This window comes from Salmonella sp. 32082101201600294FB01SM01 (assembly GCF_017572865.1).
GTDB lineage: Bacteria > Pseudomonadota > Gammaproteobacteria > Enterobacterales > Enterobacteriaceae > Salmonella > Salmonella enterica.
The window spans coordinates 776743-789058 of record NZ_JAGESB010000001.1 but is presented as its reverse complement, the minus strand read 5'-3'; the positions used below and the strand labels follow the sequence as shown (position 1 = coordinate 789058).

Here is a 12316-nt window from a genome sequence, read left to right as displayed (position 1 = left end):
AGCGCAGCGCCACCGGGCGAAAGAGTGTGCTATTTAAATAACGCGTGTACGTTGTTTTGTTTGTAATTGAGCGTTGGATGTAACTCGGCAATCTCAAACGACAGCGCCAGATAGCGGTTCTCCATCAGGTCGGCGAAGTGGGCTTTAATCAGCCCAAACAGCATTTCGCCAACTTCCTGGCGGCTCTCCAGGCTGCGCCCGGCGCCGATTTTCAGCGTCATATGCACAAACGCGTAATCATGCTTACCGTCAGCCATCTGCCAGGTATCCAGCCAGTGGGCGCGACTGCGGATACCGCCGATGGGGAAAATCCCGCTGGCGGCCAGCGCCTCGTTTACCTTGCTGAACAGGCCGGGTAAATCAGCCTGCTCGCGAATATTTTCAGTACATTCAGCAATAAAGTGCGGCATAAACACCCCTTACGCAGGCAGCGGGAAAACAGCGTTCACCTGGCCAGTACCGGAGCTGGCGAACAGATCGGTGATGAACTCCACCTTGCCGTCGTATTTGTCCCAACCCAGCATTCCCAGCAGCATGACCGTGTCGTGCATGTTGCCTTCGCCGTAGCAGTAGTCGGCGTACTCCGGCAACATGGTGCAAAACTCCTTGAATTTGCCTTCGCGCCACAGCTTGACCACGCGCTCGTCCATCTGATGATCGAACTCGCGGGTGTAGCTGTTCATCCCCTCTTCCGCCCGTTGGTCGTCAATAAAACGGTGTGACAGAGAACCACTGGCGAATACCGCTACGGTACCGTCATATTTCTCAATCGCCTTGAGAATGGCTTCACCCAGTCTGCGGCTGTCGGCAAAATCATGCACAGTGCAGAACGCCGAGATGGAGACCACTTTGAAGTGCTTGTCGCTGTTCATGTAGCGCATCGGCACCAGCGTGCCATACTCCAGCTTCAGGCTCGGGATGTTATGCGCTTTAGCGCGCACGCCCAGTTTGACTGCCTCGTCGGCGATCAGGTGGCCGAGCTCCGGATTACCGTCATAGTCATAGGTCATGTCGCGAATAAAGTGCGGCAATTCGTTGCTGGTATAGACGCCCTGGAAATGGTCGGCACAATTAATGTGGTAAGCGCTATTCACCAGCCAGTGGGTGTCGAATACGATAATGGTGTCAACGCCCATTTCGCGGCAACGCTTGCCTATTTCAATATGCCCATCAATGGCTGCCTGACGACAACCGTGATTTTTTCCCGGCAGTTCAGAAAGATACATCGACGGCACGTGGGTAATTTTTGCTGCTAACGCTAACTTGCCCATATCAAACTCCCCATTTTGGGATAGGATGGTCGCCCATTGAGATGCAGACGTTTTTCATTTCCGCAAACACTTCGAAGCTATATTCGCCGCCTTCGCGCCCGGTACCGGAGGCTTTCACGCCGCCGAACGGCTGGCGCAGGTCGCGGACGTTCTGGGTGTTGACGAAGACCATGCCGGCTTCAATCCCACGCGCCAGGCGCAACACTTTGCTCACGTCCTGGGTCCAGATGTAAGAGGCCAGACCGTATTCCACGTCGTTCGCCAGGCGTAACCCTTCCGCCTCGTCTTTGAATGGCAGCAGACAGGCGACTGGCCCAAAGATCTCTTCCTGCGCGACGCGCATACGGTTGTCGACATCGGCCAGCACGGTTGGGCGCAGGAAGTTACCGCCTTTCAGATGCGCAGGCAGGTCAGTGGGTTTTTCCGCACCGCCCGCCAGCAGCGTTGCGCCCTCTTCAATGCCGAGGCGAATATAGCCAGAGACTTTTTCCCAGTGCTGTTGGCTAATCAGCGCGCCGACCTGGGTGTTCGGGTCGGTCGGATCGCCGACACGCAGGCGATTCGCGCGTTCGGCAAAGCGCTTCACGAACTCAGGGTAAATGCTCTGCTGGATAAAGATGCGCGACCCGGCGGTGCAGCGTTCGCCGTTGATCGAGAAGATGGTGAACAGCGCGGCGTCCAGCGCGCGTTCAATGTCGGCATCTTCAAAAATCAGCACCGGCGATTTGCCGCCCAGCTCCATCGAGTATTTTTTCAGGCCGGCATTTTTCATGATATTGCGACCGGTGGCGGTACCGCCGGTAAACGACACCGCACGCACATCATGGTGGCGTACCAGCGCATCGCCCGCCGTCGCGCCGTAGCCCTGCACCACGTTCAGCACGCCTGCCGGAATTCCTGCCTCCAGCGCCAGCTCGCCCAGCCTGTCGGCAGTCAACGGCGACAGCTCGGACATTTTGAGCACCGCGGTGTTACCCAGCGCCAGGCACGGCGCGACTTTCCAGGTCGCGGTCATAAACGGCACGTTCCACGGCGACACCAGCGCGCAGACGCCGACGGGCTGCACCAGCGTATAATTGAGCATTTTATCGTCAACCGGATAGGTCTTGCCGTTCATCTGCTGGCACACTTCGGCGAAGAATTCGAAGTTATGCGAGGCGCGCGGAATCAGCACGTTTTTAGTCTGGTGAATAGGCAGGCCGGTGTCGGCGGTTTCCATCGCCGCGATTTCCGGCACATGCTGGTCAATCAGGTCGCCAAGGCGGCGCATCAGGCGCGCACGCTCTTTCATCGGCAGGTTGGCCCATTTCGGGAACGCCTCTTTGGCCGCCGCGACAGCCTGGTTCACTTCTGCTTCACCGCCGGAGGCCACTTCCGCCAGCACGTCACCAGTCGCCGGGTTAGTGGTTTGGAAGTAGTCGTTACCTGCAACATTTTTGCCGTTAATCCAATGATTTATTTTCTTCATTTTGCGCTCTCCTCACTGACGATTCGGTTAACCAGGCGACCCACGCCTTCTACTTCCACGACAACTTCATCCCCCGGCACCACATCGGACAACCCTTTCGGCGTACCGGTGGCAATCATGTCGCCCGGTTGCAACGTCATAAATTCGCTCAGATAAGAAATCAGGAACGGGATGCTGAAGATCAGATCGGCGGTCGTCCCTTCCTGCCGCAGCTCACCGTTGACAAAGGTGCGTAACGTCAGGTTATGCGGATCAGAAACCGCCTCTTTATCCACAATCCACGGGCCTATCGGCGTCAGGCCGTCGCGGCTTTTTACCCGCAGATTTGGACGGTAGTAGTTTTCCAGATAGTCGCGGATCGCGTAGTCGTTACAGACGGTGTAACCGGCCACATACTCCATGGCTTCGGCTTCGCTCACCTTACGCGCCGTTTTGCCAATTACCACGACCAGTTCGGCTTCATAGTGCATATATTCGACGTTGTTCGGGCGCACCGACGTTTGATGATGTTCGGTAAAGGTGTTTGGCGCTTTGATAAATACCAGCGGCTCTTTCGGCGGCGTAAATGCCAGCTCGCTGGCATGATCGGCGTAGTTCAACCCCAGCGCAAATAGCGTTCCCGTTGCTGACAACGGCCACGTAAACGTCTGGTGGCGGGCGAATTCATCTTCTGCGACAACCGGATTTTCCAGAGCGGGTAAACCTTTCGCCAGAATACGCACCCGATCGCCGGGACGCAGCGCAACGCGATTCTGCGGCGTACCGAGTAAGATCGCATCGCCAGGGTTAAGCGTAGCGAACTCACTTAACGCGCTAAGCAGCTGTGCGGCGCTACGCTGTAAATCGGCAGTATTCCAGTGGTCCGCTTCTCGTCCGTTGATTTCAGTGATAATGGTGAGGTTATCCACATCACTCAGCGGCGCCATTTCACCCAGAGGGCAAAAGCCATCGCGACATTTCGCTTTAATCGCCGGGCGATAAAAGCTTTCTTCCGGCAGGCTGACCTCGTTAGCCAGCGCATACCCGGCGATATAGTCCGCCGCCGCTTCAGGGCGTATCCGGCTGGCGGTTTTCCCCACAATGAGCGCCACTGTCGCGCCGCTCAGTACCTTTTCTCCCTGCGGATAAGGAATGGGTTCGCCGTGACGAATCACCGTATTACGCGGCTTGATGAACCACACTGCGGTTTTAGGCGGCGCATTATAGGGAGGCTGAGAGAAAGCCTCTTGCCAGGCATCAAGCTGGCTGCGATGGTTTAACGCAACGGCGAAAACAGTACCCTTCATACATAAACTCCTCAGGCCGATTTAACGGGCTGTGATTTCATTAATATATTAATGATTAGATTTATGCTTTCGCTGTACATTTAGCAAGCTGAAGTAAAGTATTTGTGATGTGATTAACAATATTTTCACAAAATAATAATTAAATACAAATATATCAAATAGTTAAATAAAACCCCTTGTTTCTGTTAAACTTTGGACATAAAACAGATGTCATAGCTCACATCGGTAAACACGATTATTCAGGTATTAATAATTCTGCAAAAGAGAAACGCTTATGCATGATTCATTAACCATCGCATTGCTTCAGGCGCGCGAAGCGGCAATGACCTATTTCCGCCCCATCGTTAAAAGCCACAATCTGACCGACCAGCAATGGCGCATTGTGCGAATTCTGGCCGATAGCCCCTCTATGGATTTTCACGAGCTGGCATTTCGTACCTGTATTTTGCGTCCAAGTCTGACCGGAATATTGACGCGCATGGAGCGAGACGGACTGGTGTTGCGACTCAAGCCGGTTAACGATCAGCGTAAGTTATATGTCATGTTGACGGAGCAGGGACAAACGTTGTACGCCCGTGCCCGGAGCCAGGTAGAAGAGGCTTATCGAAAAATTGAGGCCGATTTCACGCCCGAAAAAACACAGCAATTGATGCTGCTGCTGGACGATCTTATTGCCCTGGGACGCCAGCATCCTGATAGCGAAGCGGAAGCATAGTATTCTTACCTTCCCTCGCCGCCGACACGGGAATCCCCTCCCGCTTACAACGTTGACGGCGATCGCATTTTACTCTTCTTCTTCGACGTTCATCTGAAAAGTACCCGCCGTTGTCCTGAAAGTCTCTTCACAGTTTACGCTTCTGCCTATTCAATTAAACAACAAATAAGAAACATATTATTAACAAAACATTCCGATTAACGAGGAAGAGGCCGCAATGAAACCTGAAGATTTTCGTACTGATAACAAGCGTCCGTTAACGGGCGAAGAGTATTTAAAAAGCCTGCAGGACGGGCGGGAAATTTATATTTACGGTGAACGCGTTAAAGATGTTACGACACATCCGGCATTCCGCAATGCCGCAGCCTCTGTCGCACAACTGTATGACGCATTACATAAACCGTCGATGCAAGATACCCTGTGCTGGAATACCGATACCGGCAGCGGCGGTTATACGCATAAATTTTTCCGCGTGGCGAAAAGCGCAGACGATCTGCGCCAACAGCGTGATGCTATCGCCGAGTGGTCACGCCTGAGTTACGGCTGGATGGGACGCACACCGGATTACAAAGCCGCCTTTGGCTGCGCTCTGGGCGCTAACCCAGCTTTCTACGGCCAGTTTGAGCAGAACGCCCGTAACTGGTACACCCGTATTCAGGAGACCGGCCTGTACTTTAACCATGCTATCGTCAACCCGCCCATTGACCGCCACAAACCTGCCGACGAAGTGAAAGACGTCTATATCAAGCTGGAGAAAGAGACGGACGCCGGGATTATTGTCAGCGGGGCGAAAGTTGTCGCCACTAACTCCGCCCTGACTCACTACAACATGATTGGTTTCGGCTCAGCCCAGGTGATGGGCGAAAACCCGGATTTTGCTCTGATGTTTGTCGCGCCAATGGATGCCGAAGGCGTAAAACTTATTTCGCGCGCCTCGTATGAAATGGTCGCGGGCGCGACGGGCTCGCCGTTTGATTATCCCCTCTCCAGCCGCTTTGATGAAAACGATGCCATTCTGGTGATGGACAAGGTGCTGATCCCGTGGGAAAACGTGTTGATTTACCGTGATTTCGATCGTTGCCGTCGCTGGACGATGGAAGGCGGCTTTGCCCGTATGTATCCACTGCAAGCCTGTGTTCGTCTGGCGGTTAAACTTGATTTCATTACCGCGCTGCTGAAAAAATCGCTCGAATGTACGGGTACCGTAGAGTTCCGTGGCGTGCAGGCCGATCTCGGCGAAGTCGTGGCCTGGCGCAATATGTTCTGGGCATTGAGCGATTCTATGTGTTCTGAAGCAACCCCGTGGGTAAACGGCGCCTGGCTACCGGACCACGCCGCGCTGCAAACCTATCGTGTGATGGCCCCAATGGCCTACGCGAAAATTAAAAATATTATTGAACGTAACGTTACCAGCGGCCTGATTTACCTGCCTTCCAGCGCCCGCGATCTGAATAATCCGCAAATCGACCAGTACCTGGCGAAATACGTACGTGGCTCTAACGGAATGGACCATGTTGAACGTATCAAAATTCTTAAATTGATGTGGGATGCCATCGGCAGCGAGTTTGGCGGTCGCCATGAGCTGTACGAGATTAACTACTCGGGCAGCCAGGATGAAATTCGTCTGCAGTGCCTGCGTCAGGCCCAGAGCTCCGGCAATATGGATAAGATGATGGCAATGGTCGATCGCTGCCTCTCCGAATACGATCAGAATGGCTGGACGGTTTCGCATTTGCACAATAACGACGACATCAATCAACTGGATAAGCTGCTGAAATAACGCGGCAGGAGGTTCTCATGCAAGTAGATGAACAACGTCTGCGTTTTCGCGATGCGATGGCAAGTCTGGCGGCAGCGGTCAATATCGTAACCACGGCGGGTCACGCCGGACGCTGCGGTATCACCGCAACAGCGGTCTGTTCCGTCACCGATACGCCGCCCTCCGTGATGGTATGTATTAATGCCAATAGCGCCATGAACCCCGTCTTTCAGGGCAACGGCAGGCTGTGCATTAATGTACTTAACCATGAGCAGGAGCTGATGGCGCGCCACTTTGCCGGTATGACGGGGATGGCGATGGAGGAGCGTTTTCACCAGCCATGTTGGCAAAACGGACCGTTGGGCCAGCCGGTACTTAACGGCGCGCTGGCCGGTCTTGAAGGCGAGATCAGCGAGGTACAAACCATTGGCACGCATCTGGTGTATCTGGTGGCGATCAAAAATATTATCCTTAGCCAGGATGGGCATGGCCTGATTTATTTCAAACGCCGTTTTCATCCGGTCAGACTTGAGATGGAAGCGCCTGTTTAACCGTCACTCATGCCCACAAGCGGGATAACCACCGCTTGTGGGAGAAGAGTCGATACGCTGAAGATTTTTATTCCCGCCGCGATGTTTGATCGCCATAAATCGCGGCGATTAATACAATCTAAGAGCCTATCCCACCAGGCGTTATTGGCGCAGCCAGTTTGGACACGGACAGCGCGCAAAAACCGGAGCGTACACGTAGTACGTGAGGTTTGACTCGCTACGCTCGCCCTTCGAGTCGCCGCTAGCGGCGTTCAAAACGCTAGCGCGTTTTGGCGAGCACTGCCCAGGTCCAAAATGGCAAGTAAAATAGCCCTAATGGGATAGGCTCTAAATTAGCTCCCGCGATAGGTTGAATAACCATACTGACTTAATAACAGCGGCACATGATAGTGCTCATTCGTTTTGCTGATATGAAACTCGACGGGAATCTCCGGGAAAAACGTATCCAGTTTTTTACTTTCAAAATACTGGCCGGTTTTAAAAATAACGCGATAATCCCCCGGCGCGGCAGCTTTTTCAGGCCACAGTGCTTTAATACGTCCATCCTGGTCGGTATGCCCGGTATTTAATTGCGTCCATCCGTTATCCTTTTTCTGCTCCAGTACCACCTCCACGCCGGGCGCCGGTTTGCCTGTTTGCTGATCGAGAATATGTACGCTGAGAATATTGTTGCCAGCGGCCAGCGCCATTGCCGGGGCTGCAACAAGAGATGCTATCGCGGTAGCCAGTATATATCGTTTCATGCTTCACTCCTTTACGGTATTGATGCAGGAAAATATATCTGGCGCGTCCAGGATTAACCTTACACGGACATGACAATTATGTCATCTTGTTGGAGATTTACGGATTCGCTACCAAGCCTATGGCATACTGCGTCGATGAAGATTTTATTGATTGAAGATAACCAGAAAACCATTCAGTGGGTACGTCAGGGACTCACGGAGGCAGGCTATGTGGTTGATTATGCCTGTGATGGACGAGACGGATTACACCTGGCCCTTCAGGAACATTATTCTTTGATTATTCTTGATATTATGCTGCCGGGGCTTGATGGATGGCAGGTTTTACGCGCGTTACGCACTGCGCATCAATCCCCTGTTATTTGCCTGACGGCGCGCGACTCGGTTGAGGATCGCGTCAAAGGTCTTGAGGCGGGCGCTAATGATTACCTTGTTAAGCCTTTTTCCTTCGCCGAACTGCTGGCCCGGGTGAGAGCTCAACTCAGACAGCACGTCCCGGTCTTTACCCGACTGACGATCAATGGTCTGGACATGGATGCCACAAAGCAATCGGTGTCACGAAATGGCAAACCGATTTCCCTGACCCGCAAAGAATTCCTGCTCCTCTGGTTACTGGCCTCCCGGGCAGGAGAAATTGTGCCCCGAACCGCGATCGCCAGCGAAGTTTGGGGAATTAACTTTGATAGTGAAACCAACACCGTTGATGTCGCGATTCGTCGGCTGCGCGCCAAAGTAGACGATCCATTTGAAAAGAAGCTCATTATGACCGTCCGGGGGATGGGTTATCGATTACAGGCGGAAACGTCGCAGAATGGTTAAGTTATCAATGACGCTGCGCCTGACAATTTCTTTTATCGCCATACTTATCCTCGCCTGTACCGGCATTAGCTGGACGCTCTATAACGCGCTGAGCAAAGAATTAACGTATCGGGATGATATGACGCTAATAAATCGGGCGGCGCAAATGCAGCAACTGTTACTGGATGGCGCCAGGCCGGAAAATCTGCCGCTCTATTTCAATCGGATGGTGGATACGAAGCAGGATATCTTATTGATCCATTCAGCAACAGGCCACAATGTTGCGATTAATCATAGCGGCATCCCCGACCAACGCTTTAACGAGATTCCGCTGGCTAAAAACATCACCCGCGAAACCTTATTTCGCCAGGCGGTACAAGGCACGGAGCTGACCGCGGTACGAGTAAACGCCAGAAGCGGCGATGACCCGCTGACCCTTACTATTGCCAGGCTGGCGACGGAAAGGCGGCAAATGCTGACGCAATATCGCCGCAACAGTTTGCTGATTAGCCTTATCGCGATCCTCGTCTGTTCGGCGCTCAGTCCATTAGTCATCAGAAACGGGCTGCGGGCCATTACGTCGCTCAGCCGACTCACCGCGGCGACAGATAGCGGCACACTTCGCCAGCCGCTGGCGGAACAGGCGTTACCCGTCGAGCTCAGGCCGCTTGGACAAGCGCTAAATACCATGCGCCAGAAGCTTTCCGACGATTTTGAACGCCTGAACCAATTTGCTGACGATCTGGCGCATGAGCTGCGCACGCCGATTAATATTTTACTGGGGAAGAATCAGGTGATGCTGAGTCAGGAACGCAGCGCCGAAGAGTATCAACAAGCCCTTGTCGATAATATTGAAGAGCTGGAGGGACTGTCGCGACTGACAGAAAATATTCTCTTTCTGGCACGCGCGGAGCACCAGAATATAGCGGTAAAAAAACAGCCTGTTTCGCTCAATGCGCTGGTCGAAAATATGCTGGATTATCTTAGCCCCCTTGCCGAGGAGAAGCGCATCTGTTTTATAAATCAATGTCAGGGAACGGTATGGGCTGACGAAATATTATTACAAAGAGTGCTCTCAAACCTGCTGACGAATGCCATCCGTTATTCTGATGAAAACGCCGTGATACGTATTGAAAGCGCTTATGATGATAACGTTGCAGAAATTCGGGTCGCTAATCCGGGCAGCCACCCCGCCGATGCGGATAAGCTTTTCCGGCGTTTTTGGCGAGGAGATAATGCCCGCCACACTGCCGGTTTCGGCCTGGGGTTATCGTTAGTTAACGCGATTGCTCTATTACACGGTGGTTCGGCATCTTACCGCTATGCCGATGAACATAATATCTTTTCGGTTCGTCTGCCTGATAGCGGTGATAGCTAAGGTCAGTACAGGTTCTGTTCCCCTTCCCTGCCACAGGGCTGTGGTTATCAATACAACCTCAATAAAGAGAAAATAAAGGATGCCGGCAAAGAATATTGCTGGCTCGATCACTTTCTCGGTTTCCAATCCAGGGTCAATTCATCCCATAACGCGTTATTCAGTGGGAACATTTATGAAAAAGTATCTTGCATTCGCCGTTACGCTGCTGGGTATGGGTAAAGTCATCGCCTGTACTACCCTTTTGGTAGGCAATCAGGCTTCGGCTGACGGCTCCTTTATTATCGCGCGCAACGAGGATGGCTCGGCAAATAACGCCAAGCATAAGGTTATTCATCCCGTCGCGTTTCATCAACAAGGCGAGTATAAAGCACATCGGAACAATTTTAGCTGGCCGCTTCCGGAGACAGCGATGCGCTATACGGCGATTCATGACTTTGATACTAACGATAACGCCATGGGTGAAGCCGGTTTCAATTCGGCGGGCGTCGGAATGAGCGCAACGGAAACCATTTATAACGGCAGAGCGGCGCTGGCTGCCGATCCTTACGTGACAAAAACGGGAATCACGGAAGACGCCATTGAGTCCGTGATCCTGCCAGTGGCGCAATCGGCGCGTCAGGGCGCCAAATTACTGGGAGACATTATTGAACAAAAAGGCGCTGGCGAAGGTTTCGGCGTCGCGTTTATTGATAGCAAAGAGATATGGTATCTGGAGACGGGAAGCGGTCATCAATGGCTGGCAGTACGACTTCCGGCAGATAGCTATTTCGTTTCCGCCAATCAGGGACGTTTACGCCATTACGATCCGAATGATAACGCGAATTATATGGCGTCACCAACGTTAGTAAGCTTTGCGAAAAAGCAGGGATTATATGATCCGGCCCGCGGCGAATTCGACTTTCATCAAGCCTATTCGCAGGATAACAAAAACGATACCACCTATAATTATCCGCGCGTCTGGACGCTACAACATCAGTTTAATCCGCATCTGGATACGGCCGTTAGCGAAGGAGAAACATTTCCTGTTTTTTTAACGCCAATAACGAAAATTAGCGTGGCGGCAGTAAAAAACGCGTTACGCAATCACTATCAGGGAACGTCGCACGACCCTTATGCCAGTCATAATCCACAAGAACCATGGCGACCTATATCCGTTTTTCGTACCCAGGAGTCACATATTTTACAGGTCAGACCGAAATTACCGCAGGCTATCGGCAACGTAGAATACATCGCCTATGGAATGCCATCTCTTAGCGTCTATCTCCCCTATTATCAGGGAATGCGTCATTATCAACCCGGAGATGATAAAGGAACCGATCGGGCGAGCAACGACTCTACCTACTGGACATTCCGCACGCTGCAAACGCTGGTTATGCAGGACTACAATGCGTTTGCGCCAGATGTGCAACACGCCTGGAAAACATTTGAACAGCAAACAGCTAAGCAGCAGTATAAGATGGAGCAGAGCTATCTGAGATTATATGCGTCGCATCCGAAAGAAGCGCAACGCTTACTGCAAAATTTTGAAGATAAAACGATGCAAAATGCGCAGACGCTCGCCCGTCGCCTGACCAATAATATTATTACGACAATGACTTACCGCACAGATATGAAATATCACTTTTCAAGTACGCAACCATAAATTTAATGACAATCTATTAGCCACTCATACACAATAAGATAAAGCGGCACCAGAATTAGCCAGATATAAAAGACAATAATTATTATGGATTCATAGAGAGGATAGTTTATGACACTCCAGGCAAATATCAGCAGAGAGACAAAAGCGGCAAAAACCCAGGAGGTATATAAGCACGTTGTTCTTTTCAAAATGGCCGCCTCCTCTCACATAAAACGATAACTACAGCTTATGTCCCGTGTTACATAACTTTTCCCGACAGGCCTCTTTTACCCATGCTGAAAAATTCCGCGTCTTTTCAGATTTCAACGCGAATTCTATCTGTTCAAGCATGGAATAGGAAAAACGAATATTTTTCGTCACGGTCTTACTTGTCCGGGGCTTTGCTGGCATACACACACCTGTATAACATTTGATGTAACGCCGTTACTTTACGCAGGAGTAAATCGGTGAATTTGATCTGAGTCAAGAAGGTGGGTTTTCAATAAAAGTTGTGCCCTAAATTGTGAAGTTTGTAGATTTTATGAACATTTGATGCGCCGTTCCCCCCCATGATCGCCACTACGTATGCACGTCAGGACACCTCCCCGCCTGATCAGAAGCGTTTCCTCATTAAAAAGGACATTTTTTTAAAGTTCCTGGCGCATAAAAGTCACATTCTTTTAAAGGGTTGTTAACCCTGTTGAATGTTCCCACTCCCCTATTCAGGAA

At 51.7% G+C, this 12316-nt stretch carries 13 protein-coding genes; 7 read left to right on the top strand and 6 right to left on the bottom strand.

Translation table 11 applies throughout. The annotated features are described in order from the left end of the window. Positions 1 to 29: 29 nt before the first annotated feature. The 4 genes from J4645_RS03735 to hpaG are packed head-to-tail and all read right to left on the bottom strand — an operon-like array spanning position 30 to position 4025. The gene (locus J4645_RS03735) at positions 30 to 410 is read right to left on the bottom strand and encodes a 5-carboxymethyl-2-hydroxymuconate Delta-isomerase (RefSeq protein WP_001119849.1); all 381 of its coding nucleotides are present in this window, start codon (positions 408 to 410) and stop codon (positions 30 to 32) included. A 9-nt stretch (positions 411 to 419) separates the two neighbouring features. Beyond that, positions 420 to 1271 carry a 3,4-dihydroxyphenylacetate 2,3-dioxygenase gene (gene hpaD, locus J4645_RS03730; protein WP_000516978.1) on the bottom strand — a complete coding sequence of 284 codons (852 nt, stop codon included), beginning with the start codon at positions 1269 to 1271 and terminating at the stop codon, positions 420 to 422. 1 nt (position 1272) lies between these two features. Then, entirely contained in the window at positions 1273 to 2739 is a 1467-nt protein-coding gene (gene hpaE, locus J4645_RS03725; RefSeq protein ID WP_000723524.1) for a 5-carboxymethyl-2-hydroxymuconate semialdehyde dehydrogenase, read from the bottom strand. After that, positions 2736 to 4025 (bottom strand): 4-hydroxyphenylacetate degradation bifunctional isomerase/decarboxylase, encoded by a 1290-nt coding sequence (hpaG, locus tag J4645_RS03720; protein ID WP_000679210.1) that lies wholly within the window; start codon positions 4023 to 4025, stop codon positions 2736 to 2738. The genes hpaE and hpaG overlap by 4 nt, the downstream gene beginning before the upstream one ends. 274 nt (positions 4026 to 4299) lie before the next feature. Here hpaG and hpaR point away from each other — a divergent pair, with 274 nt between their 5' ends. The 3 genes from hpaR (at position 4300) to J4645_RS03705 (ending at position 7050) form a co-directional block, all read left to right on the top strand. Beyond that, positions 4300 to 4740, top strand: a complete 441-nt coding sequence (gene hpaR, locus J4645_RS03715) for a homoprotocatechuate degradation operon regulator HpaR (protein ID WP_000543922.1) — start codon at positions 4300 to 4302, stop codon at positions 4738 to 4740. Between the two features lie 217 nt (positions 4741 to 4957). Then, entirely contained in the window at positions 4958 to 6520 is a 1563-nt protein-coding gene (hpaB, locus tag J4645_RS03710) for a 4-hydroxyphenylacetate 3-monooxygenase, oxygenase component (RefSeq protein WP_000801496.1), read from the top strand. Between the two features lie 17 nt (positions 6521 to 6537). After that, entirely contained in the window at positions 6538 to 7050 is a 513-nt protein-coding gene (locus J4645_RS03705) for a 4-hydroxyphenylacetate 3-monooxygenase reductase subunit (RefSeq protein WP_001195556.1), read from the top strand. A 332-nt stretch (positions 7051 to 7382) separates the two neighbouring features. On the opposite strand, the gene hiuH is transcribed toward J4645_RS03705, so the two are convergent. Continuing rightward, positions 7383 to 7793, bottom strand: coding sequence for a hydroxyisourate hydrolase (hiuH, locus tag J4645_RS03700; protein WP_000833182.1), 411 nt, complete (start codon positions 7791 to 7793; stop codon positions 7383 to 7385). 135 nt (positions 7794 to 7928) lie between these two features. On the opposite strand from hiuH, the gene hprR reads away from it, so the two are divergent. The 4 genes from hprR (at position 7929) to J4645_RS03680 (ending at position 11827) form a co-directional block, all read left to right on the top strand. Then, positions 7929 to 8609, top strand: a complete 681-nt coding sequence (hprR, locus tag J4645_RS03695) for a response regulator transcription factor HprR (RefSeq protein WP_000698217.1) — start codon at positions 7929 to 7931, stop codon at positions 8607 to 8609. Then, positions 8602 to 9966, top strand: coding sequence for a heavy metal sensor histidine kinase (locus J4645_RS03690; protein WP_001529185.1), 1365 nt, complete (start codon positions 8602 to 8604; stop codon positions 9964 to 9966). Before hprR ends, J4645_RS03690 begins: the two co-directional genes overlap by 8 nt. Before the next feature lie 172 nt (positions 9967 to 10138). Continuing rightward, positions 10139 to 11608: a C69 family dipeptidase gene (locus tag J4645_RS03685; RefSeq protein WP_000760232.1), complete on the top strand. Its 1470-nt coding sequence runs from the start codon at positions 10139 to 10141 to the stop codon at positions 11606 to 11608. Between the two features lie 108 nt (positions 11609 to 11716). Beyond that, positions 11717 to 11827, top strand: coding sequence for a hypothetical protein (locus J4645_RS03680; RefSeq protein ID WP_000174814.1), 111 nt, complete (start codon positions 11717 to 11719; stop codon positions 11825 to 11827). Here the strand turns inward: J4645_RS03680 and J4645_RS03675 are convergent, their stop codons facing one another. Continuing rightward, positions 11828 to 11998 carry a YlcI/YnfO family protein gene (locus J4645_RS03675; protein ID WP_001111006.1) on the bottom strand — a complete coding sequence of 57 codons (171 nt, stop codon included), beginning with the start codon at positions 11996 to 11998 and terminating at the stop codon, positions 11828 to 11830. Positions 11999 to 12316: the final 318 nt, after the last annotated feature.